This is a genomic window from bacterium (assembly GCA_035691305.1).
Taxonomy (GTDB): domain Bacteria; phylum Sysuimicrobiota; class Sysuimicrobiia; order Sysuimicrobiales; family Segetimicrobiaceae; genus DASSJF01.
The window spans coordinates 1-21034 of record DASSJF010000072.1; the positions used below are offsets into that span (position 1 = coordinate 1).

24 protein-coding genes, 1 tRNA gene and 1 pseudogene are annotated in these 21034 nt (G+C 68.9%); 15 read left to right on the forward strand and 11 right to left on the reverse strand.

Features of this window, described 5'->3' with window-relative positions; translation table 11 throughout:
* The 6 genes from VFL28_13295 to VFL28_13320 all read left to right on the forward strand — a co-directional run.
* Positions 1-456: chromate resistance protein ChrB domain-containing protein (locus VFL28_13295; GenBank protein HET7265635.1), on the forward strand; the 456-nt coding region annotated here is incomplete at its 5' end.
* Positions 457-461: 5 nt separating this feature from the next.
* The gene (locus tag VFL28_13300) at positions 462-1364 is read left to right on the forward strand and encodes a YncE family protein (GenBank protein HET7265636.1); all 903 of its coding nucleotides are present in this window, start codon (positions 462-464) and stop codon (positions 1362-1364) included.
* 5 nt (positions 1365-1369) lie between these two features.
* On the forward strand, positions 1370-2563 hold the full coding sequence (gene chrA / locus VFL28_13305; GenBank protein ID HET7265637.1) for a chromate efflux transporter: 1194 nt from the start codon (positions 1370-1372) through the stop codon (positions 2561-2563).
* Positions 2564-2604: 41 nt separating this feature from the next.
* Complete coding sequence (locus VFL28_13310) at positions 2605-3003, forward strand: hypothetical protein (protein ID HET7265638.1); 399 nt, start codon at positions 2605-2607, stop codon at positions 3001-3003.
* On the forward strand, positions 3000-3977 hold the full coding sequence (locus VFL28_13315) for a chromate resistance protein ChrB domain-containing protein (protein HET7265639.1): 978 nt from the start codon (positions 3000-3002) through the stop codon (positions 3975-3977). Before VFL28_13310 ends, VFL28_13315 begins: the two co-directional genes overlap by 4 nt.
* A 23-nt stretch (positions 3978-4000) precedes the next feature.
* Positions 4001-5260, forward strand: coding sequence for an MFS transporter (locus VFL28_13320; GenBank protein ID HET7265640.1), 1260 nt, complete (start codon positions 4001-4003; stop codon positions 5258-5260).
* Between the two features lies 1 nt (position 5261).
* Here VFL28_13320 and VFL28_13325 read toward each other — a convergent pair whose 3' ends face one another.
* Positions 5262-5855: a hypothetical protein gene (locus tag VFL28_13325; GenBank protein ID HET7265641.1), complete on the reverse strand. Its 594-nt coding sequence runs from the start codon at positions 5853-5855 to the stop codon at positions 5262-5264.
* Positions 5856-5866: 11 nt separating this feature from the next.
* Complete coding sequence (locus VFL28_13330) at positions 5867-6442, reverse strand: hypothetical protein (GenBank protein HET7265642.1); 576 nt, start codon at positions 6440-6442, stop codon at positions 5867-5869.
* A gap of 145 nt (positions 6443-6587) precedes the next feature.
* Here VFL28_13330 and VFL28_13335 point away from each other — a divergent pair, with 145 nt between their 5' ends.
* Positions 6588-6833 carry a hypothetical protein gene (locus VFL28_13335; GenBank protein HET7265643.1) on the forward strand — a complete coding sequence of 82 codons (246 nt, stop codon included), beginning with the start codon at positions 6588-6590 and terminating at the stop codon, positions 6831-6833.
* Between the two features lie 307 nt (positions 6834-7140).
* Here the strand turns inward: VFL28_13335 and VFL28_13340 are convergent.
* A pseudogene (locus tag VFL28_13340) lies at positions 7141-7230 on the reverse strand (ABC transporter permease).
* 14 nt (positions 7231-7244) lie between these two features.
* Positions 7245-8228: a pyridoxal-phosphate dependent enzyme gene (locus VFL28_13345; GenBank protein HET7265644.1), complete on the reverse strand. Its 984-nt coding sequence runs from the start codon at positions 8226-8228 to the stop codon at positions 7245-7247.
* A 91-nt stretch (positions 8229-8319) separates the two neighbouring features.
* Between VFL28_13345 and VFL28_13350 the strand changes: the two genes are divergently transcribed.
* Together VFL28_13350 and VFL28_13355 are read left to right on the forward strand one after the other, a co-directional pair.
* Entirely contained in the window at positions 8320-9387 is a 1068-nt protein-coding gene (locus VFL28_13350; protein ID HET7265645.1) for an alpha/beta hydrolase, read from the forward strand.
* Positions 9388-9410: 23 nt separating this feature from the next.
* Positions 9411-9734: an NIPSNAP family protein gene (locus tag VFL28_13355; protein ID HET7265646.1), complete on the forward strand. Its 324-nt coding sequence runs from the start codon at positions 9411-9413 to the stop codon at positions 9732-9734.
* A gap of 12 nt (positions 9735-9746) precedes the next feature.
* Here the strand turns inward: VFL28_13355 and VFL28_13360 are convergent, their stop codons facing one another.
* Genes VFL28_13360 through VFL28_13370 form a run of 3 tightly spaced genes read right to left on the reverse strand, consistent with a single transcriptional unit; the run spans position 9747 to position 12831 of the window.
* Positions 9747-10604 (reverse strand): carbohydrate ABC transporter permease, encoded by an 858-nt coding sequence (locus VFL28_13360; protein ID HET7265647.1) that lies wholly within the window; start codon positions 10602-10604, stop codon positions 9747-9749.
* A complete protein-coding gene (locus tag VFL28_13365; protein ID HET7265648.1) occupies positions 10601-11536 on the reverse strand; it encodes a sugar ABC transporter permease in 936 nt (311 codons plus the stop codon). The genes VFL28_13360 and VFL28_13365 overlap by 4 nt, the downstream gene beginning before the upstream one ends.
* Before the next feature lie 29 nt (positions 11537-11565).
* On the reverse strand, positions 11566-12831 hold the full coding sequence (locus VFL28_13370) for an extracellular solute-binding protein (GenBank protein ID HET7265649.1): 1266 nt from the start codon (positions 12829-12831) through the stop codon (positions 11566-11568).
* Between the two features lie 145 nt (positions 12832-12976).
* On the opposite strand from VFL28_13370, the gene VFL28_13375 reads away from it, so the two are divergent.
* The gene (locus VFL28_13375; GenBank protein HET7265650.1) at positions 12977-13984 is read left to right on the forward strand and encodes an ExsB family protein; all 1008 of its coding nucleotides are present in this window, start codon (positions 12977-12979) and stop codon (positions 13982-13984) included.
* On the opposite strand, the gene VFL28_13380 is transcribed toward VFL28_13375, so the two are convergent.
* Both VFL28_13380 and VFL28_13385 read right to left on the reverse strand, forming a co-directional pair.
* Complete coding sequence (locus tag VFL28_13380; GenBank protein HET7265651.1) at positions 13981-14736, reverse strand: ABC transporter permease; 756 nt, start codon at positions 14734-14736, stop codon at positions 13981-13983. The genes VFL28_13375 and VFL28_13380 overlap by 4 nt on opposite strands.
* Entirely contained in the window at positions 14733-15350 is a 618-nt protein-coding gene (locus tag VFL28_13385; GenBank protein ID HET7265652.1) for an ABC transporter ATP-binding protein, read from the reverse strand. Before VFL28_13385 ends, VFL28_13380 begins: the two co-directional genes overlap by 4 nt.
* Before the next feature lie 64 nt (positions 15351-15414).
* On the opposite strand from VFL28_13385, the gene queG reads away from it, so the two are divergent.
* From queG to VFL28_13400, 3 genes are all read left to right on the forward strand, one after another.
* Entirely contained in the window at positions 15415-16638 is a 1224-nt protein-coding gene (gene queG / locus VFL28_13390; GenBank protein ID HET7265653.1) for a tRNA epoxyqueuosine(34) reductase QueG, read from the forward strand.
* Positions 16639-16649: 11 nt separating this feature from the next.
* On the forward strand, positions 16650-17381 hold the full coding sequence (locus VFL28_13395) for a phosphopantothenoylcysteine decarboxylase (protein ID HET7265654.1): 732 nt from the start codon (positions 16650-16652) through the stop codon (positions 17379-17381).
* A 113-nt stretch (positions 17382-17494) separates the two neighbouring features.
* Positions 17495-18190: an AIM24 family protein gene (locus VFL28_13400; GenBank protein HET7265655.1), complete on the forward strand. Its 696-nt coding sequence runs from the start codon at positions 17495-17497 to the stop codon at positions 18188-18190.
* 86 nt (positions 18191-18276) lie between these two features.
* Here VFL28_13400 and VFL28_13405 read toward each other — a convergent pair whose 3' ends face one another.
* Together VFL28_13405 and VFL28_13410 are read right to left on the reverse strand one after the other, a co-directional pair.
* Positions 18277-18549, reverse strand: coding sequence for a hypothetical protein (locus tag VFL28_13405; GenBank protein HET7265656.1), 273 nt, complete (start codon positions 18547-18549; stop codon positions 18277-18279).
* Positions 18550-18946: 397 nt separating this feature from the next.
* Complete coding sequence (locus tag VFL28_13410; protein ID HET7265657.1) at positions 18947-19600, reverse strand: hypothetical protein; 654 nt, start codon at positions 19598-19600, stop codon at positions 18947-18949.
* A gap of 146 nt (positions 19601-19746) precedes the next feature.
* Here VFL28_13410 and VFL28_13415 point away from each other — a divergent pair, with 146 nt between their 5' ends.
* Both VFL28_13415 and VFL28_13420 read left to right on the forward strand, forming a co-directional pair.
* The gene (locus tag VFL28_13415) at positions 19747-20358 is read left to right on the forward strand and encodes a winged helix-turn-helix transcriptional regulator (GenBank protein ID HET7265658.1); all 612 of its coding nucleotides are present in this window, start codon (positions 19747-19749) and stop codon (positions 20356-20358) included.
* A gap of 99 nt (positions 20359-20457) precedes the next feature.
* Positions 20458-20532: transfer RNA gene (locus VFL28_13420), tRNA-Gly, on the forward strand.
* Positions 20533-21034 lie beyond the last annotated feature (502 nt).

Consider the following 21034-nt stretch of genomic DNA (forward strand, 5'->3'; position numbering starts at 1 on the left):
TCGAGGTGTCCGGCGATGAAATGGATCACGCGGAAGAACGCGAACGTGGACCGGATCGCCTGCCCCTGGCTGATCCGGAAGTTTGTCGACAAGGATCCCGTGTTCATCTACGTGCCCGCGGACGAAGTGCTGGCCGCGGCCGAGCGGGAAAAGGCGATCCCCTACGACGTCACGGGCGTCGAACTCGGCCACGTAGACGGCCGGTGCAGTTTCGAGTCGATCATGGCCAAGTACAATCTGACCGACCCGGCCCTCCGGAAGTTGGCCAAAATCGTCCACGGCGCCGACGTCGCCGCGGACATCAACATCATCCCAGAGGCGTCCGGCCTCAAAGCCATCGCGCACGGCTTTGCGCTGGTGCACGGCGACAACGACCACGAGAAGATCCGGCTGGAGACCCCGGTGTACGACGCGCTGTACGCGTGGTGCCGGCAGGAAGTCTCGGGGGGGCGGTAGACGCGGTGAGCTTGACGTGCACCGCCTCGATCGTCCTCCCACCTCACGCCCGGGACGGCGGGTTCGACCACGGCGACGTCGATGCCGAGACCGGCCGCGTGTTCGTCGCGCACACGGCCGCCGGGACCGTCGAGGTCATCGACGGGGTACAGGTGACGCACGAGGGGACGATTCCGGGGTGCCCCGAAGCGAGCGGCGTGTTGTGCGCTCCTCGCGAGCGCTTGGTGTTTGCGGCGGCGCGCGGCGCGGGAAAGGTCCTCGTCGTCGACCCGGGCTCCTGCCGCGTCGCGGGCGAAATCGCCGTCGGCCCGAAGCCGAACGGACTGGCATGGGACGGGCGCCGCCGGCGGCTGCTCGTTGCCGACGTAGGGGATTTCCGAGCACGTCTTGCCGATCCGCGCGCGGACACCGCGGCGCGCGAAACGGCGCTGCCGGGCCGGCCTCGGTGGTGCGTGTACGACGGCGCCCGCGACCGGTTCCTGATCAACATCCGGGAGCCTGCGTGCGTGGCTGTGCTCGATGCCGGCACCGCCGCGGTCTCGGCCCGGTGGCCGGTCTCGTCGGCCGGCCCCCACGGTCTCGACGCGGATTTCGAGGGCCGGCGTGCCTTCGTCGCCTGCGACGGCGGCCGGGTCGCGGCCGTGGACCTCGATACCGGGCGGGAAGTCGCCGGGGCGGCGATCCCGGGGGAGCCGGACGCGATCTGGTACAACCCCGACGGGTCGCATCTCTACGTCGCAATCGGACAGCCCGGGGTCATCGCCGTCCTCGACACGCGGGAAATGGCCGTCGTGCAGGAGGTCGCGACGGAAGCCGGGGCCCACACCACCGCCTTCGACCGCACCCGGCGGCGGCTGTACGTCTTTCTTCCGCGCAGCTGCCGGGCGGACGTGTACACGGAGGCGTAATCTCTATGGGGAACGACACGCCGCGCGCCGAGCACGCTGCCGCCCACCGCGTGCCCATCCGTGACCTCGTCGCCTACTACCTGCGGCTCGGGACGATCGGCTTCGGCGGACCGGTAGCGCTGGTCGGGCAGATGGAAAAGGAGCTGGTCTCGGAGCGCGGCTGGCTCACGCGGGAAGAGTTTCGAGAGGGCGTCGCCGTGTGCCAGTCCCTGCCCGGGCCCCTCGCGATCCAGGTGGGCATCTTCATCTCATACATCCGCGGTGGATTTTGGGGCGCCTGGGCGGGAGGGTGGGCGTTCATCGTCCCCAACTTTGTCTTCGTCGCGGCGCTGGGCGCGCTCTACGCCCACTTCGGCGACCTACCGCCGGTGAAGGGCATTTTCTACGGCGTCAGCCCGGCCGTGATCGCACTGATCGTGTATTCCTGTTATCGCCTCGCCAAGCTCGGGATGGAAGATCGGCTGCAGTGGACCATCGCCGCCGGGTGTTTCGCCGTCACTGTGGCCCTACGGGCGGAGGTCGCGGTCCTGTTCATCGCCGCGGGCGCGATCGGGATCGCATATTACGGCACCCTCCTCCGCCGGCGGTCGGGAGCACCGGCAATCCCTCTGCTGGCCGCCGTGCCGCTTGCGGCCGGCCCTGCGGCGCCGGCGATCTTCGGCCGGCTGCTTGTGTTCTTTTTGAAGGCCGGAAGCCTCACGTTCGGAAGCGGGCTTGTCATTGTGCCCTTTCTCGAGAAAGGCCTCGTGCAGCAGACCGGCTGGCTCACCGGGCCGCAGTTCCTGGTAGCCGTCGCGATGGGAATGCTGAGCCCCGGGCCCGTCGTCATCACGGCGACGTTCGTCGGCTACCTGGTCGCGGGCCCGTGGGGATCGCTCGTGTCGACGGTCGGCATCTTTCTACCGTCGTTTCTCCTCATCTTGATCGTCGCGCCGATGCTGATGCGCCACCGCGACAATCCCAACGTCCAGGGCTTCGTGAAGGGAGCGTACGCGGCGGCGATCGGCACCATCATGGGCGCGGGCGTGCTGCTGGGACGAATCGCGATCGGCGATTGGCTCACCGGGCTGATCGCCGTCACGAGCCTCCTCGCGCTCGCCCGCTGGAAGGTGAGCAGTCCGCTGCTCGTGGCCGCCACCGCCGTCGTCGGCCTCGTGGGCTTCGAGATCCTCAAACCCGCGTGGGTCTTCGTCAAGTGACGAGGCGGCGGCCGGATGCCGGCGTCAAAGGAGTGTGTGCCGTGCCGGCCCGGCAAACGATCGTCTTCGTGTGTCTGCACGGAGCCGCGAAGAGTGTCATCGCCGCGGCTTACTGGAATCGATTCGCCGCGGAGCGCGGCCTCGACGTCGCCGCGACGGCGGCCGGGCTGGAACCCGAGCCGGCGATCCCGCCGGCCGTTCGCGACGGGCTGCGCGGGGACGGGCTCGATGTCGGAGCCCTCCGCCCCAGGCGCGTCACCCGCGACGATTTGGCGTCCGCCGTGCGGGTCGTCTCGTTCGGATGCGACCTGAGCGCCCTCGCGCCTCCCGGCCGGCCCGTAACCAGGTGGGACGACGTGCCCGCGGTGAGCGACGGCTTCCCGGCGGCGCGCGACGCGATCGTTGCCCGCGTGCGGCGGCTGCTGGACGTCCGCGGGTGAGCTGGCTCGTCTTTTCCTACTCCCTGCCGTCCAAGGCGAGGTCGAGTCCGCGCGTCGCGGTGTGGCGGCGACTGCGCACGCTCGGCGCCGTGTCGCCGAAGAGCGGCGTGTACGTGCTGCCCGGGCGCCCGGAATGCATGGAAGCCTTTCAGTGGCTCGCTCAAGAGGTCGAGGACGCGAAGGGCGAAGCCCTCCTGATGCACGTCGACCGGTTCGAAGGCATGAGCGACCAGGCGCTCGTCGCGCTGTTCCAGGGCGCCCGCCGCAAAGACTACGAGGCGCTGAGCGCCCGCGTCGCGGAGTTCCGCCGGTCGCTGAAGGGCGCGCGGGCCGGTTCGGGCGGCGCGCGGGATGCCCTGGCGAAGCTCCGCCGCGAGCACGCCGAGGTCGCGCGGATCGACTTTTTCGAGTCGCCCGGCTCAACGGCCGTCGCGGCCGAACTCGATCGCCTGGAGCAGCATCTTGCCCCCGCGGCCCCGTCCGCCGGCCGCGTCGAGCGCGCCGCGCTCGAGACCTACCGGACCGCGCGGTGGGTGACGCGACCCCAGCCGCACGTCGACCGGCTGGCGTGCGTGTGGCTGATCCGCCGCTTCGTCAATCCGCGCGCGGTGGTACGCTATGCGCCGGCCGCGGAGCCCGACGAAGTCCCGTTCGACGTGCCCGGCGCGGCGTTCGGGCACCACGGCAATCTCTGTACGTTCGAGACGATGCTGCGCGCCTTCGACCTCGACGACCCCGGACTGCGCGCCGTCGCAGAGATCGTGCACGAGATCGATCTGCGGGACGGGCGTTTCTCGCGTCCGGAGGTCGCGGGCGCCGATGCGATCCTGGGCGGCTGGGGCGGCCTCGGCGACGCCGAACGGGAGGCACACGGCGTGGCGCTGTTCGAAGGGTTGTACACGTCGCTGGCCCGGGCGCGGACGCAACCCACCCGGCGCCTCACCGGTAACCGGCGCGACGTGGGGCGGCGGTGACGACACCTCCGGAGATGCCGACGGTGGCCGCGCAGAGGACGACAGGGACCGAATGGTGGCGTCCGCTGCCGCGCGGATTCTCGAAAGACGCCCGTCGGGTCCTCGCGGGCCGGAGCGCGCGGGCGTTTGCGGACGGCCTCATCTCGCTGCTGCTGCCGGTGTATCTCCTGCGGCTCGGCTACGGGCCCTTTGCCATTGGCTCGATCATTACGAGTACGCTCGTCGGCTCCGCGCTTCTTACGCTCGGGCTCGGCGCCGTGGCGCACCGGTATCCGCGCCGCTGGATGCTGCTGATCTCGTGCGGGCTCATGGCGGGCACGGGAGCCGCGTTCGCGGTCATCCACGACTACTGGCCGCTCCTGATCATCGCGTTTATCGGCACCTTGAACCCGTCGAGCGGGGATGTCAGCGTCTTTCTTCCCCTCGAACACACCGTCCTCGCCGAGACGGTGGATCCGAAGCAGCGGACGGCGCTGTTCGCCCGGTACAGCCTGTTTGGCACGCTGTTGGGAGCCGTCGGGACGCTCGCCGCCGCGCTGCCCGACCTGGCGGCCGCCCGCCTCGGCCTCAATCCGGTGGCTGTTCTTCGCGCCATGTTCTGGGTCTACGCCGCGCTCGGCGCGGTCGCGTTCATTTTCTACCGCGCGCTCTCACAAGCGGTGGAAGGCAATGTGGCCGCCGGCGCCCCGCGGCGCCCCCTCGACGCGTCCAAAGGCATCGTCTACCGGCTCGCCGCGTTGTTCAGCCTCGATTCGTTCGGCGGAGGGTTTTTCGTCCAGTCGCTGCTCGCGCTGTGGCTCTTTGAACGATTTCACCTGTCCGTTCCCACGGCGTCGGCGATCCTCTTCTGGAGCAGCTTCTGCGCGGCGATCTCGTTCCTCGCGGCCGTGCCGCTCGCCGAGCGCATCGGGCTCGTCAATACGATGGTGTTCACGCACCTGCCGTCCAACATCTTGCTGATCCTCGTGCCGTTTGCCCCGAACCTGACGACCGCGATCGTCCTGCTGCTCGCGCGCAACGCCCTATCCCAGATGGACGTGCCGACCCGGACGTCCTATGTGATGGCGGTCGTGACGCCGGCCGAGCGACCGGCGGCGGCAAGCGTCACGGCCGTTCCGCGGAGTCTGGCCACCGCCGTCAGTCCGATCCTCGCCGGTTACCTGCTCGGCCTTTCGGCGTTCGGCTGGCCGTTGATCATCGGCGGCGTGCTCAAAGGCGTCTACGACGTCTTGCTGCTGATCGGCTTCGGCAAAGTACGCCCGGCGGAGGAGCGCGCCGGGTAAGCTACGGCGCGGCCGGTTTCGCCGGGGTCCCGGGACCGCTGCGCCACGTGATGTTACCGGCGTCGTCCAGCAGATAGAACGCCGCCGCGCCCGCGGTCGTCCAGCCGGCGTAGATCCTGTCCTTCCCGCGATCGTCGTTGAGCGCCATCTGCGGCGTGCGCAGCTGCGCGCCGAACCCAAAGTAAGTACGAGCCGCGCCCGCCGCGTCGGACAGGGTGAACTGCGAGTCGCCGTGCTCGACGTTGGACCCGGCGAATAACCGGGGGCGTCCCGCCGCGTCCGCCAGGAACACCAGGGGCGAGGCGGGCTGCACGCCGAGACCGACGCGCACACGCGTCTTGCCGGCATCGTCGTTGATCCCAATCCCCGGCCGGTTGCCGGCGTCGAGGCCCAACACGATCCGCGGATGATTCGACTGGTCCACCACGTCGAGTTCACGCACCCGAAGCGCCGCGGCCTGCGACTGAGCCTGGCGTGCACCGCCCCAGAGGACCGCGACGATCACCGCGGCCACGAAGCCGGCGAGCCAGAACATGCGCGTGCGGCGCTCGAACCGTGCCAGGTCCCGGCGAAGGGCCTCGAGGGCTCCGTCCACGGCGATGCTCCCTACGGGGCCGGCGCCGACCACAGCGTCTTGCCGGACTCGTCGGCGATTAGGACCACGGGCTTCTCCGCGGAACTCCAGCCGAGATAGATCCGGTCCTTCTCGCGTTCGTCCATCAACCTCAACACCGGTGTGGCGTTCCCCGTCTCCGCGAACCCGAGCACCGCCCGATGCTTGCCGTTTTCGTCGAAGAGGTTGAGCTCCGGCGTGTCGCGCTGGACGCTGAAGGTCAGGCTGAGGCGCTGCCGTCCTGCCTCGTCGCTGAGGCCGATCAGCGGCCGCCCCGCCAAACTGCCAAAGCCGATGAACACCCGATCCTTGCCGGCGTCGTCGCGCAGCCAGATCGCCGGGCGGTCTTTGGCGTCGAACGACAGGACGATCCGGTCGCGGCCGTTCTGATCCTGCACCGCGATCCGGTGCGCCACCACCGTGGACGACTGTGACTGGGCCTGCTGCGCGCCCATCCACAACACCGCGATCACGATCGCCGCGACGAGCCAGCCGAGCGACGTGATCCGCAGCCTCCGCTCCGCCCGCGCGAGCCGTCCCCGCATCGCTTCGATCTCATCGAGTCCCACGCTGCTGCCTCCTTTGCCCGTTCGCTGACACTACATTATGCCCGAATCCAAACCCCGGGCCGTCAGCGAGACGGCCCCCGAAGGAGGGGCGTCGCGATCCCGCGAAGGCCGCGTGCGCCGAACGTCTCAGCGCGAGGGGCATGCGATGCCGAGAATTCCGTACGTCGATCCGTCGAGCGTCACCGACCCTGAGATCCGCGGCTACCTCGAGCAGGCGAGCCGCGAGGGCACGCCGCGGCCCGAGAGCCAGGCGGTCCGCGCCCACAACCCCGCGGTCATCCGCGCCTTCTCGCAGGCCTGGGACCTGACATTCCGTCACGGCGTCCTGGACCATGCCCTCAAGGAACTGTGCCGGGTCTACGTTTCCAAATCGATCGACTGCGAATACTGAGGGGTACAGCGCTCCGTCCAGGCTGGACGGCAGGGGCTTTCCGAGGCCAAGTACGACGATCTGCTCAACTTCACCGAGTCGGACCGCTTCACCGCGCGCGAGCGCGCGGCGCTGACCTACACGAGCGCCGTCGTCTGGAACGCCGGCATCGCCGACGATGCGCTGTGGGCGGAGCTGCACCGCCATTTCACCGCGCCGGAACTGGTCGAGCTCGGTTTCTTCGTCGCGCTCACGTTCGGGCAGCAGCGGTGGATTAAGACCCTCGGGATCGGCCACCACGAAGTGCTGCCCGGCACGACGGCGGGGCTCAGTCGCGCAGGCGCGGGTCGAGCGCGTCACGGATCCCGTCGCCGAGCAGATTGAAGCCCAGGACGGCGAGCGATATGGTGAGGCCGGGCGCCGTGGTACGCGTTACAACACCTGCTTGATCCGGGCGAGGTCGACGTTGCCGCCGCTCACCACGACGGCCGCGCGTGCGCCGGATGCCGCCGCCACCCGCCCGGCCAGCAGCGCGGCCACTCCCGCGGCGCCGGCCGGCTCCGCCACGAGTTTGGCGTGCCGCATCACCGCGCGGAGCCCTTCGGCGATCTCCTCATCGGAAACCAGTACCATCTCGTCGACCAGGGCCTGCACGTGGGCGAGCGTGAGCTGCCCGGCGACCGGCGCGGTGAGGCCGTCGGCGATCGTCGCGATCCGTTCGAGCCGCACCGGACGCCCCGCGCGAAGCGCTTCCGTTATCGTCGGCGCTCCCTCGGGCTCGACTCCGACCACGCGCGCGGACGGACGGCTCTGCTTGACCGCGGCCGCGATACCCGAGATCAACCCGCCGCCGCCGACCGGGACGACGACCACGTCGACGTCGGGAAGATCGTCGAGGATCTCCAGCCCGACCGTGCCCTGGCCGGCGATCACCAGCGCGTCGTCGTATGGATGCACGAGCGTGAGGCCGCGCGCCTCGCGTAGCTCGTGCATCTTGTCGAGAGCCTGCTGGGTCGTGCCGTGCAGCACCACCTCGGCGCCGTACCCCCGCGTGGCGGCGACCTTCGTCGCGCTCGCGGCCTCCGGCATCACGACCAGGGCGCGCAGCCCTTCGGCGGCCGCGGCGTAGGCCAGCGCCTGCGCGTGGTTGCCGGCCGAGATCGTGATCAGGCCGCGCTGCTTCTGCTCGGCCGTGAGGTGCCGGAGTTTGTTAAGCACCCCGCGCGGCTTGAACGACCCCGTCGTCTGCAGATTCTCAGCCTTGAGCCAGACCCGCGTGCCCGCTTCCCGGCCGGGGGCCGGCGCCCCGCGCACCGGGAGGCTGACGGAGAGCAGCGGCGTGCGCACGAGCCGGCCGGCGACGACGTCCCCGGCGGCGCGTATCTCGTCGAGCGATACGAGCGAAGGCGCAGGCATACGCCGTTCATACGGTCGCGTCGCGGCGGAGCCCTCTGCAGCAGAATCCGCCGAAACAGGAGTCTCTTCCGACGCCGGGGTAGGAGTGGTCATGACCGCACCCGAGCCGTCCGAACGCGCCCGGGCTCCCGAGACCGTCAGACAGATTGCCGACCGGGTGTTTCCCGTCCGGGCGGAGGGCCGCGCGGTCCGGATGCCCTACTACGCCACGGGCGATCTACTCGCGCGCCATCCCGCCGTCACGCGGTTCGTCGTCATGATGAACGGCACGCTGCGCAACGCGGACGTGTATTTTGCGAGCACCGTCGCGGCCGCGAACGCCGCGGGGGCCGGGCCCGAACATGCGCTCATCGTCGCGCCGCAATTGCTCGCCGTCCCGGACGCGGAAGCGCTCCGGCCGGACGCGGACATCCCGTATTGGACGCCGGAAGGCTGGAAGGTCGGCGAGCGGACCGTCCATCCCGAGGGCGGTCCGAGTTCGTACGAGATCCTCGACGCCATCCTGAGCGCGGCGCGTGATCGCGATCGCTTTCCCGCGCTTCGGACCGTCGTGGTCGCGGGACATTCGGCCGGCGGCCAGTTCGTCCACCGGTACATTCCCTTCACCCGCGCCCATGCGCCGCTGGAACGGGAGGGCATTGCGGTCCGCTACGTCGTTTCAAATCCGTCGTCATATCTCTACTTCGACGACCGCCGCCTCGACGGTGACGGCGCGCTGGCCCCGTACCCCCGCGAACGGTGCGCCGACTACAACCGGTACCGGTACGGACTGGAGCAGCTCAACGATTACGGCGCCGCGGCGGTCTCGGCATTCGGCGGCGCGGACGGCGCCCTCGCGCGGGAGTACGGACGCCGGGCGGTTGCCTACCTCCTCGGCGAAGCGGATTCGGATCCGAACAGCGATTCGCTCGACAAGTCTTGCGGTGCGATGGCGCAGGGCGCGACGCGGCTCGAGCGCGGGCAGCGGTACTTCCGCTACATCCAGGCGCTGCTTGGGCCGGCGGTGCTCGCGACGCACTCGCTGCACATCGTACCCGGGGTCGGCCACGACCACCGGGCGATGTTCATGTCGCCCGCCGGCCTCGCCCTGCTATTCGGCGACGGCCGCGCATCCCGTGGCCTAGTCCTTGGAGGGGGCAACGGCCGCGCGCCGCAATAATCGCACATCCGGAGGTGCCGCCGATGGTCTACGAACTGCGCGTCTACCGCTGCATGCCCGGCCGCAAGGCCGACGTGCTGGCGAGGTTCCGCAACGTCACCATGGGGATGTTCAAGAAGCACGGGATCCACGTCGTCGGGTTCTGGGAGACCGTCGTCGGCGAAGTCGATGAGCTCGTGTACATGACGCGCTACGAGGACTGGGGAGATCGCGAGAAGCGCTGGGGCGCCTTCCAGGCGGATCCCGAATGGCAGGCCGCGCGGAACAAGAGCCACGAGCACGGTTTCATCGTGGAGAGCATCCGGACGGCGCTGCTCCAGCCCGCGGATTTTTCGCCGACGGCCTAGCGACGCGACCGTCTAGCCCTTGACCGCGCCGGCGGTGAGCCCCTTGATGAATTGCTGCGACATGACGACGTAGAGGAGCAGCACCGGCGCGGCCGACAGCGTCAGCCCGGCGAAGAGCGCCGCCCAGTTCGTCGCGTACTGGCCGAAGAACACGGTGAGGCCGAGCGGCAGCGTCTTCAGCCGCTCGGCGTGGATGAACACCAGCGGGAAGAAGAAGTCGTTCCAGATCGGGATGATGTTGTACACGGTCACGATCGCGAGTGCCGGCCGGGCGAGCGGCAGCAGGACGCGAAACAGGATCGCCGCCTCTCCCGCCCCGTCGACGCGCGCCGCGTTGTCGAGGTCCTGGGGCAGCGCGCGGAAGAAGCCCGTGAGGATGAAGATGGCGCTCGGGAGACCCGAGGCCGCGTAGACCAGCACGAGCGACGCCAGCGAGTCGAGCAGTCTCAAGTCGCGCATCATGACGAACAGCGGGATGATCGCGAGGCGGATCGGCACCATAATGCCGCTCAGAAAGAACAGATAGATCAGGTCGTTGCCGCGGAACCGGTACCGCCCCAACGCGTAGGCGGCGAGGGTGCCCGCCGCCAGCACGAGCGCCATGGAGATCACCGTCACGACGACGCTGTTCCGCATGTAGGCCGCGAAGTGCGCGGCGCTCCACAACTGCGTGTAGTTGTCCCACCGCGGCGACGAGGGCAGGCCGAAGGGCCGCTGAAAGATTTCCCGCGTAGTCTTCAGCGACGACAGCGCCATGAAGACGAGCGGCAGGATGACGAGAAGCGCGTTTGCGCCCAGCAGCGCCTGTGTGAGCACCGAGAGGACCGGCGCGGCCGAGGGCCGGCGGACGCCCGCCGGCGCGGCACTCACGCCTCCACCTCCCGGCGCCTCAAGTATACGGCGCCCAGGCCGCTCGTCACCAGGATCAGCACGAACATGACGACCGCGATCGCCGATCCCAGGCCCACGTCGGGGTTGCCGGTGTCGACCGCGCCGAAGGCCGACCGGTAGAACAAGAGACCGAGCACGTCGGTGCTGTGGAACGGCTCGCCGGTCACGCCCTCCATCACGTAGGGCAGCTCGAACCAGTTGAACGCGCCGATGAAGGTCAGAATCACGATGATGTTCACCTGCGCCGCCAGCAGCGGCAGCACGATGCGCCGGAAGATGGTCGCGGGTCCCGCGCCGTCCAGCCGGGCCGCCTCGAGGTAGTCGTCCGGGATCGCCTGGATGCCCGCGAGAAAGACGATCGTCGGAAAGCCGACCCACCGCCACGCGTTGACCAGCACGAGCGCGACGAGCGCCGTCTGCGGGTCGCCGAGCCAGGGACGGGCCAGGGCCCCCAGGCCGGCCAGCACGAGGAGCTTGTTCACGGCACCCCAGACGGGGTTCAGGAACAGCTGCCACAGAAACCCGACGACGACCAACGACAGGACGACCGGCATGAAGAACACCGCGCGGTAGAATCGCACGCCCCACGCGCGCCCGGCCAGCAGCACCGCGAACAGCATGGCGAGCCCGTTCTGGACGATCATCGTCAGCAGAAACGTCCACACGTTGTGCCAGAACGCGGCCGCCATCCGTTCCCGGTACGGATACAGCGTGAGGAGCCGGTGAAAGTTGTCGAGTCCGGCGAAGCCGGCGCGCACGATACCGTCCCAGCGCGAGAACGCGTACGCCATCGCGGTCACGACCGGGTACGCCACGAACGCGCTGAAGAGCAGCAGCGCCGGCGCAAGACACACCGCGACCCACAGCGCGCGGACCGTCTTATATGGAAGGACCGCCCGCCTTAATTGCATCGTTCACGGCCCCGGATGGGCCGGAGGCGCTACCGGCTGGCGAACGGCTGGAACCAGGTGCTGAGGCCGTGCGTCACGTCGTCGCCGACCTGCTGCGGCGTCAACCGGCCCGCGAACATGCCCTGCAAATCGTTCTGAATCAGCTCGCTGCCGGTCGGGTTCTTCCAGCGGAAGCCGACCAGCATGACGTACGGCGTGGCGTGCCGCATCCAGACGACGGTCTGTTTGAGCAGCGGATCGTGGACCTCCACGCCCGGCACGGCCGAGATCTGCTTCAGCTGGTCGGTGAACGCCTGGCCCCATTCGCGGGTCGCGGTGAAGCGGATGAACTTGATCGCCTCGGCCATGTGCGGCGTCTTGGCGTTGACCCCGTAGTTGCCGTCGTCGTAGCTGCTGACCCAAGGCGTGTCGCCGGCCTTGGCCACCGGGCCGGGCATCACGCCCATCTCGAGCGACGGGTTCTGGCTCTGAAAGTAGCCGAGCTCGAAAATGCCGCCGACGTACATCGCGGCCTGTTCGTTGATAAAGAGCTGCTGCATGTCGGTGTACGCGACGCCCATGTAGCCCTGAGGCAGGTAGGGGCGAATGTCCAGCATCTTCGCGAGGGCACCGGTGAACTGCGGGCTCTTGAACGTCGTCTGTCCGCGCGTGACGGCCTCGTAGAAGTTCGAGCCGCCGTAGAAGTTCGGGCCGAGCACGCCCATCGCGATCTCGAGCGTCCACCCCTCCTTGCCGCCGTTGGCGAGCGGCGTGATGCCTTTGTCTTTCAGCGACCGGAGGGCGGCCATGAACTGGTCCCAGGTCCAGAAACCGGCGGGCGGCGCGACGTTGGCGCGCTGGAGCAGTTTCTTGTTGTAGAAGATCACGAGCGACTGCACCGCGAACGGCACGCCGTAGACCTTATGATCCGCCTGGCTGCGGGCGCCGTCCAGCCACTGCCGCGAGAACGTCTTGAGCTCCGGTACCTGGTCATCGAGCGGGACGAGGAACTCGGGGCGCGCAAACGGCTGCAGCGCGCCGTACGCGCGCAGGTGGACGATGTCCGGCCCTTTGCCGGCCTGCATCGCCGCGGACAGCACCGTATTGTATTCGGTCGGTTTGTACGTCTGGAACTCGATCGAGACGCCCGGGTTCTGCGCCTGGAACTTCTTGATCATGCCCTCGTAGAACGCCCGGTCTTCGCCGCGCCAGCTCCAGAACGTCATCGCCACTCTGCCCTGGCCGGCGACGGCCGCCGGCCACATCCCGGCCAGGAGCGCCACCGCGACAGCCGTGGCCCAGATCCGCGTTCGCATCTCCCCACCCCCGAAACGGCGTCGACGGGACCGCGGCACCACCGGTCCGTGTGCGGTCGACGATCCCTCTCCTCTTCTTGCGGCCCGAGGGCTCTCCTTCGTGCCGCCGGATGACAATGGGCGGCGATTCGGCTAGGCTGAGAACATGGAGCAGACCGCCACGATTGCGTCGACGGCCGCGGACCCGCGCGCACGGCTGATCGAAGAGGTCCGCACGACCGCGGCCGGGGCGTCGGTCGTCGTCGCGTTCAGCGGCGGGCTCGACAGCACCGTCGTCGCGGCCCTCGCGCGGGACGCGCTCGGGTCCGATCGGGTGCTCCTCGTCACCGTCAACATGGGCGAGTACGCCTACACCCGCGGCAACGAGATCGTCCTCGAGGTCGCGGAGTCGCTCGGCCTGCGCCAGCGCTGCCTGCTCGGCCAGTACAAGCAGCACCGGGTCCAGGCGGCCGGACCTGCCTGCAACCGCTGCACCCGCGAGATCAAGCTCGGGATGGTCAAGGCGGTTTCCGGCGGCCGGCTCGTGCTCACCGGCGCGAACCGCAGCGACACGTGGGGGCAGCTCGGTCTTCGCGTCTGCAACGGCTACTACGCGCCGCTCCTCGATCTCGACAAGCCGGCGATTCGCGCGCTCGCGGACGAGATGGGCGTGCGCCCGCCCAGGATCGGCGAGAACCCCGGCCGGGAGGGCTGCAAGCTCAAGCATCTGCTCAAGCCGCTGATCTCGCCCGAGTACCACGGCCGCGCGGTCGCGCGGGCGAACGAGGTGGTCCTGCGCGTGCTGCGTGACGCGGGGGCGGCGGCGGACCTCGCCAACGTCAAGATCATCGGCCCGCTCGGGCGCAACATCGGGCTCGTCAACGTGCGTCCGCTGCCGCCGGCCGGGGTCCGCGGGCGGCTGCGCGCGGGCCTCGAGGCGGTGCCGGAACTCGACGAGGTGTACGTCGTCGACGCGCCGATTACGCTCGTCGCGAAGGCGAGCCCGGCGATCCTCAACGACGCGCACGCCCGCTACTGGATCGAGCACGGCCGGCTGGCGCCCGACTTCGCGGCGCCGATCCAGGTGGAGTGGCAGCCGACGACCAACCGCCGGCTGGGCTCGTTCCACATCGTGGGGTTCAAAACGGGAATCGCCGCGCGGCAGTCCGCCTAACCGTACGGCTTCTCCGTCCGCGTCCGGTACCAAAACGCCGCCAGCACGAGCGCGCCGAAGCCGGCCGCCCATCCCAGCCCGGCCCAGAACTGCCACCACGCCACGCGGCCCGTGAGCGCCCCGGCGACCACCATCTGCATCGGCAGGTAGGACGGGAAGAACTCCACCACCTGGTGGTTGGCGGCCGCGCTGCCGACCGGGTTCTGCATGAACGTATCGACGATGCTCAGCATGATGATGAAGAAGAGCCCTTCGAGGTCTCCCGGCAGCACGACGCCGACGAGCATGCCGATCGCGACGTAGGCGGCGATCGCGACGAACGACCCCACCGCGACCAGCGCGAAGTGCCGGAGCGGAAAGAACAGCGCGAGCACGCCGGTCGCGTACGCGGCGACCGCCAGCGACACGAGCCCGAGCGCGAGCAGGCGGCCGAGCACCAGCGCGGTTCGCGAATGCCCGCACAGCACCAGCCGTTGATCCACGGCCTCGGACTGGCGCATCACGGTCAGGCCGACGAAGCCCATGATCAGGGTCGTCGCGTTCAGCATGCCGGTCAGCAGTCCGAGTCGCTCCTGCGTGGTAATCACGATGATGCCGAACGCGCGCAGTTTGAACGCGATCGTCCCGGCCGACAGCGCGGCGATGATGCCGTACCAGCCCGGCAGGTAGCAGAGCAGCAGCGCGATCGCGAAGCGGTTGTGCTTCTGCTCGACGAGACTGAGCCGGAAGGTCGTGCCGAACTGCGTGATCACGAGGCGGCGTCCGCTTCCAGCACGCCGTCCCGAAGCCGCAGCACGCGGTCGAACCGCGCGAGATCGTAGAAGAGATGCGAGATGATGACGATCGTCTGGCCGGCGCGGCGCGACTCCTCGGCGAGCGCCCAGAACTGCTGATAGGTCTCCCAGTCGAATCCCTGGTACGGCTCGTCGAGCAGCAGCACGGTCGGCGCGTGCATCAGCGCCAGCACAAGGTTGAGTTTCTGCCTGGTGCCGCCGCTCAGATCGCGCACCAGCGCGTGCCGGTACTGCTCGAACCCGAGCCGCCGCATGAGCGCGTCCGCGGGGCCCGCGTCCGGCATGCCGTAGGCCGCGGCGAACCACTCGATGTTCTGGGCCACGGTCAGCGCCGCGTGGGTTTGCGATTCTTGCGGACAGTACCCGAGCCGGCCGTGGATCTCGACCGCGCCGGCGCTCGCGGGCAAGAGGCCGGCCACGATCCGCAGGAGCGTCGTCTTCCCCGCGCCGTTCTCCCCCACGACGCCGATCATCTCGCCCGGGTAGGCGCGAAACGACACGCGGCGCAGCACCCGCCGCCGGCCGAACGACCGTGCGACGTCCGTGACGACGAGCGCTGGGGAGGCGTTCACGGCACGACAGGTTCCCGCGCTTCCGGTCGAGTCCTCCGTGCCGGGCCGATGCTATACTCGACCCGTGACCCCCGCGACGCTTGCCGCCGCCGTCAAAGCCGAGGCGCGGGCGGCCGGCTTCGATCTCTGCGGCATCGCGACGGCCGCGCCGTTCGCCCGTGAGGGCCGCGCCCTCGCGGACTGGGTGGCGCGCGGCTACCACGGCGAGATGGCGTACATGGCGCGCAACGCGCCGCGCTCGCCCGCCCCGACGGCCGTCGTGCCCGAGGCGCGCGCGCTCGTCGTCGTCGCCCTCTACTACGGCGACGCGACGCCCGGCGAGGACGGCGGCCGCGCATCTCGCGGCCTCGCCGCCGAAAGCGGAGCGGCGCCTTCCGAACGGGATCCGCGCGGCCGGATCAGCCGGTACGCGCACGGAGACGACTACCACGACGTGATGGAGCCGCGCCTGCGGCGGCTCGCCGGGTTCCTCCGCGCGCACGGCGCGCGGGTCGCGCGCTACTACGTGGACACCGGGCCCGTCATCGATCGGGCGGCCGCGCTGCGGGCCGGCATCGGGTGGTTCGGCAAGAACACAATGATCATCACACAGCGCGCGTACGGTTCGTGGGTCTTCCTCGGCGAGATCCTCACCGACCTCGAGCTCGCGGCCGACGCGCAGGCGGACGGCGACTGCGGCCGCTGCCGGATCTGCCTCGACGAGTGCCCCACCAAGGCGATCATCGCGCCGTACACCGTGGACGCCCGGCGGTGCATCTCGTACCTCACGATCGAGCACCGGGGCGCGATCCCCCGCGATCTGCGGCCGCAGATCGGCGACCACATCTTCGGATGCGACATCTGCCAGGCCGTGTGTCCGCACAACGTGCGCACGGCCGCGGCCCGCCATCCCGAACTCGCGCCGCGTCCCGAGACGGGCGCGCGCCCGGAGCTCATCCCGCTGCTCAACGTCACGGAGGCGGAGTTCCGGCGCCGGTTCCGCGGGTCGCCGGTGACACGGGCGAAGCGGCGCGGCTTCCGCCGCAACGTCGCCGTGGCGCTCGGGAACGCGCGCGATCCGGCCGCGGTGCCGGCCCTCCGCGAAGCGCTCGAGGACGCCGACGCGCTCGTGCGCGGGCACGCCGCGTGGGCGCTCGGACGGATCGGCGGCGAGGCGGCGGCCCAGGGCCTCACCGCGCGGCTCGAGCGCGAGCGCGACGCCGCGGTCCGCGAGGAGATCGAACTCGCGCTGCAGGAGGCTGCGAACGCCGCCGGGGACGCGCGCGAGGCCCCGGGGCGGACCGCGTAGTAGATACCGCCATGAGCCTTCGGGGACGTCGCATTCTCATCACGTCCGGCCCGACTCGCGCACCGATCGACGCCGTCCGGTTTCTCTCGAACAAGTCGACCGGCCGGCTCGGCTCTCTGATCGCCGAGGCCGCCCTCGAGGCGGGCGCCGACGTCACGTTCGTCTACGGACGCGGCAGTGCGCTGCCGCTCGTCCGGGGCGGCCGGATCGAGCACCTGCGCGTTTTGCCGATCGACACGGTGGACGACCTGGTCGCGGTCTTCCGTCAGGAACTGCCGGCCGGCTACGACGCCGTCGTGCACGCGATGGCCGTGCTCGACTTCCAGCCGGCCGAGACGCGGGAGGAGAAAGTCTCGAGCAGCCTGAGCGAGTGGACCGTGCGGTTCGTCCCGACCCCGAAGGCGGCGGCGCTCGTGCGGGACCTCGCCCCACAGACGTTCTTCATCGGCTTCAAGTTGGAGGTCGACAAGTCGCCGGCGGACCTGGTCGGCATCGCCGCCGACTGGGCCCGCCGGACGCACGCAGACCTCGTCGTCGCCAACGACATGCGCGATATCGAACACGGCACGCATACCGGGCACCTCGTCCGGCCGGACGGGACGGTGGAACAGGTCGTGCAGGGCAAGGAGACGATCGCCCGCGCGCTCGTGGCACTCCTCGACCGGCGCCTCGCACAGCGCCCCCCGCTGCCGGCGGAGCCGCCGGCCCCGAAAACACAAAGGGCCGAGGGCTCCGCACGGTGATCGACGCCGGGGTCTGACGGCTCCGGAAAAGGGGCATACGAGACCCGCGACCCACCGGGCGGCAGGCCGCAAAGGCGGCCCGTGGTCCCGCGTTTAGACGGGGAGGTGTTGGCATGGCGGTTCCGACCGTGCTCCCGACGGAAGCGCGCGGCGAAACGTTCGGCGGCGTCACGTATCACATCGATGGGGAACTCGTCCCCGTGCTGCAGCTGGAACTGGGCAACGTTCCCGCCTATTTCGAGCACCACGTGCTGCTGTGGAAGGATCCGCGCGTCGAGATCTCGCTTAAGCCGCTGAAAGGCGCGTTGAAGCGCGTGCTGTCCGGGATGCCCGTGTTCATCACGCAGGCACAGGGACCCGGCCGGATCGCCTTCAGTCGCGACGGCGCCGGCCACGTCTTCGCGCTGCACCTCAAGGCCGGCGAGGCGATCGACGTGCGCGAGCATCAGTTTCTCGCGGCGACGGACGCGGTCAACTACACATTCAACCGCGTGAAAGGCGCCGCCAGCGTGCTGTTCGGCGGCACCGGATTCTTCATCGATACGTTCTCGTGCATCGGCTCGGAAGGCGTACTGTGGCTGCACGGGTACGGCAACGTCTTCACGGTGACGCTCGGCGCGGGCGAGGAGATCGACGTCGAACCGGGCGGCTGGATCTACAAGGACCGAAGCGTGCAGATGCAGACGATCTTTCAGAAGGTGTCCACCGGTTTGTTCGCGAGCGCGGGCAACCTGTTCTGGAATCGCTTCACCGGGCCGGGGCGGCTCGCCATCCAGTCAATGTATCTGCACATGCCGACCGAAGGCTGATCTGTCGGGCTGCCTTCCCCTGTTCGGGAAGTTATCATGAGGCCCCCGGTCTTGCTGCCGGCCGGGGGCCTCTCGGCCTGATGCGTTTAGCGCTCGCGGATGTCGACAGGCTGCACCGCGACGCTCGTGAAGACGATCCGGACCACCGTCGCGAGGATCACGATCTGCGTCGCGACCAAGGTCAAGCTATCCATCGGCACCGGCGCCGTGGTCGCGGTCAACGGAATGAGAAACAGGCGGCCCTTCAGCTTCGGGCCCGCCGGCGTGTTCAACCGCACGAGCTGTCCCGGCGGGATCCGCTCCCCCTGCGGCACGAACGCGAGAAACACCCCGGTGCGGTCGCGGAGCACGGACAGCATAAAGCACTGTCCGGCCGGGATAACGACGTTCCCGGCGATGAGCGCCCTCGTCGGGCAGAACGGCTCTCCCGCGCGCCGGGCCATGGCACTCTGACCCGGAGGCCCGCCGGGTCCGCCCTTCGGCCCGGGTCCGGCATCCGCCGGCGTAAGCGCCAGCGAGGCCACAATGAGTCCTGACAACAAGAGCGAAGCGGCTCTCGTCATGTAAGGCACCGTCCCTTTGGATTCCGAGTCGTGCGGTAAGTGAGCGGATCCCCCCGTAACGTGACCACGGAGTCTTTACCCCAATGCGGCGGGGGTTAGCCGACGGCGTGACGAGGCCCCCGATCCCGCCCAGGCCCGGGGGCCTCTCCTGCCCTGTTTCGGGAAGATACTTACCCCGAATCGGCTCCGCCGGCTAAATCTTGTTGGGGAACTGCTTCGCCACCCCCGTCGCCAGCGCGTCGGCGATCGTGTAGATGTGCTTCACCATCGGGTCCCACATGTCGGCCTCGGTAGACCAGTCCTTCTTGGCCACCGCGTCGATCATCATCACGTGCTGCTGGCCGTGTGTCAGCAGCAGCCCGTAGACGGTGCCCTTGGGGAGATTCGGGTTGGCGGAACTGACGAATGCCGCGATGTCGTCGGCGTTCTTGGTCAGCTGGGCGATCGCCGCTTTCTTCATCGCGGGGTTGCCCTTGAAGTTGTTGGCGAAGGCGGCGCGCATGTACGCCTTCACCGCGGAGTAATGGCCGACGAACAGGGTCGCGAACTTGTCTCCGGCCGCCTGGCCGTAGAACGGGGCGATCGACTCGCCGATCGCCTTCGCGTTCTTCAAACCGTACTCGTCGGCCTCTGATACGGCCGCCTTGTCCCCGAACCGGGTGGCGATCACGAGCGAGCGCACCCAAAAGATGTGGTTGATGTAGAGATCCCGCAGCGCGATCTTCAAATTCGCGACCTTCGCGGGATCCGGAGCGGCGGTCTGGCTGTACGCCGGAGGCGCGATCTGAGCGGAGAGCATGCCAAGTACGACAATCGTGCCGAGAACCCACTTCCTGGCAGACACCACGGCGATTCCTCCCTTCCCATTACCGGACGTAACACTCAACAACCGGCAGATCGACGCTAGCATGACGCGAGGCATATCGTCAATATCAACTATTATATTTGTTATTTTGACTATAACCCACGCGGCAGTGTATGATAAACACGGTGATGCGGGACACACGGCGCGAGATCCTCGAACGGATTCGGGTGCGGGGCGGGCAGACGGTCCCCGACCTTGTGGCCGCACTGCGCCTGACGCGCACCGCGGTCCTCAACCACCTCACCGCGCTGCAGGCGGAAGGGTTCGTGAAGCGCCGCGGCATGCGCCGCGGGACGCGGCGTCCCAGTGTCGTCTACGAGACGACGCCGGCCGCTGACGACCTCTTCCCCAAAGGCTACGAAGCATTTGCCGCCGACGTGCTCGACGCGCTGGACCGGAACGAGCCGGACGGACTCGCGCGCACCCTGAAGTCGGTCGGCGACGAATGGATCGAACGCGACGGCCCGCGGGTAGTCCGGCTGAGCGGCCGCGAGCGGCTCGAAGAGGTGAGAAAAATTCTCGCCGAGCGCGGCTTCATGCCGGTGCTAACCTCGGAAGCCGGCGAGCAGCTACTGCGCGAGCACAACTGTCCGGTGATGCGCCTCGCGGTCGAGCACGCCGAAGTGTGCGACATGGTGCACCGGTGGCTCGAGTCGCTGGTCGGGGGACGCCTCACGCGTGTTCGCTGCATGCGGCACGGGGAGCCGTTTTCTGAATACCGGATCGGTAACCCTACGTAGCCGGCCTACATCTCAGACCACACGTGGGCATGCCAATACCCGCGCGCGAGAACGGAAGGGGCTATAATAGGTAGTGTCGTAGACCGGCTCTATAGGCGAGCGGGAATAGCTCAGTGGTAGAGCATCTGCTTCCCAAGCAGAGGGTCGCGGGTTCGAATCCCGTTTCCCGCTCCAGGCCGCTCAAAGAAGAGGCATCCTCGAAACTTCTGACCGAATTGGAATCGACGACCGAACCTCGTGTGCTGGTCACCGGGGCGACCGGATTGGTAGGCCGTGCAATTGTCGGTGCCCTGCCGAAGCGCAACGACCCCGTCCGCATCTTGGCGCGAGACGCGGAGCGCGCGCGTGCGCTCTTGGGTCGCAAGTGGAAATCTACACCGGAGACCTTGGAGACCAAGATCGCCGCACCCGGCTATGCTCCTCGCATCGACGCTCGCGCCGGACTGCAGTCGGAGATTCGAAGGGTCCTCGACCCCTAAACCAAGTCTGTGACGGTATCCGTACGCCGCGCCAGTGGGGCGCCGTGCCGGATTCCGGCAAGGCCCCGGGCCACGTCGCCGACAGCGGCGTGGCTGCTCCTCCGTGCGCCGCGTCCCGCGTGGCCTAGCTTATCTGCGACGACGGTGCGGTATGCGGTTTCGTACATTTCGGCCATACGGCGCGCAGAAAAGTGGTT